The sequence below is a fragment of the Streptomyces sp. NPDC088730 genome (assembly GCF_044751215.1).
Lineage (GTDB): Bacteria > Actinomycetota > Actinomycetes > Streptomycetales > Streptomycetaceae > Streptomyces.
Genome location: NZ_JBIVLK010000041.1, coordinates 1 through 1,077, shown reverse-complemented (window position 1 = coordinate 1,077; position 1,077 = coordinate 1). Strand labels below are relative to the sequence as shown.

Here is a 1,077-nt window from a genome sequence, read left to right as displayed (position 1 = left end):
CTTGAGGCCCCATTGGCCCTTGAAGAGGGCGCCTTCGTCGAGCCAGGAGGCGTACTCCTTGAGCTGGATGCCCTTGATGACCCGGGTGCCCCAGAACGGCGGGGTGGGGACCGGATTGTCGACGGACACGTCCGAACGGACCCCCTCCTCCGGCTCCTCGACCTCCAGGACAGCGGTCTCCCGCTTGGGCACCCGCCGCTGCTTCAGCTCGGGAAGCACGGCACCGGGAACACCACGCTTGACCCCGATCAGCGCGTCCATCAGACGCAGCCCCTCGAAGGCGTCTCGGGCGTAGCGGACTTCGCCCTCGTAGATCTCGTGGAGGTCTTGTTCGACGTAGGCGCGGGTGAGGGCGGCGCCGCCGAGGATGACGGGGTAGTCGGCGGCCAGCTTGCGCTGGTTCAGTTCCTGGAGGTTCTCCTTCATGATCACGGTGGACTTGACCAGGAGACCGGACATGCCGATGACGTCGGCGCGGTTCTCCTCGGCGGCGTCCAGGATCGCGGAGACGGGCTGCTTGATACCGATGTTGACGACGTTGTAGCCGTTGTTGGACAGGATGATGTCGACGAGGTTCTTGCCGATGTCGTGGACGTCGCCGCGGACGGTGGCCAGCACGATGGTGCCCTTGCCCTCGGCGTCCGACTTCTCCATGTGCGGTTCCAGATGGGCCACCGCGCTCTTCATCACCTCGGCGGACTGGAGCACGAACGGCAACTGCATCTGCCCGGAACCGAACAGCTCACCGACGACCTTCATGCCCTCCAGCAGGGTGTCATTGACGATATCCAGGGCCGGACGGGTACGGAGCGCCTCGTCGAGGTCTGCCTCCAGGCCCTTCTTCTCGCCGTCGATGATCCGGCGCTGGAGACGCTCGTCCAGCGGCAGGGCGAGGAGTTCCTCCGCCTTGCCCGCCTTCATCGACTTCATGTTGACGCCCTCGAAAAGCTCCATGAGCTTCTGCAGCGGGTCGTAGCCCTCGGCACGGCGGTCGTAGATCAGGTCGTGGGCGGCCTGGAACTGCTCCTCGTCCAGCCGGGCGATCGGCAGGATCTTCGACGCATGCACGATCGCGGA

1 protein-coding gene is annotated in these 1,077 nt (G+C 65.5%); it reads right to left on the bottom strand.

Translation table 11 applies throughout. The features are described 5' to 3' along the window. Window positions 1-1,077, bottom strand: a 1,077-nt coding sequence (locus ACIP89_RS37785) for a B12-binding domain-containing protein (protein ID WP_402119031.1), incomplete at both ends; no start/stop codon positions are given.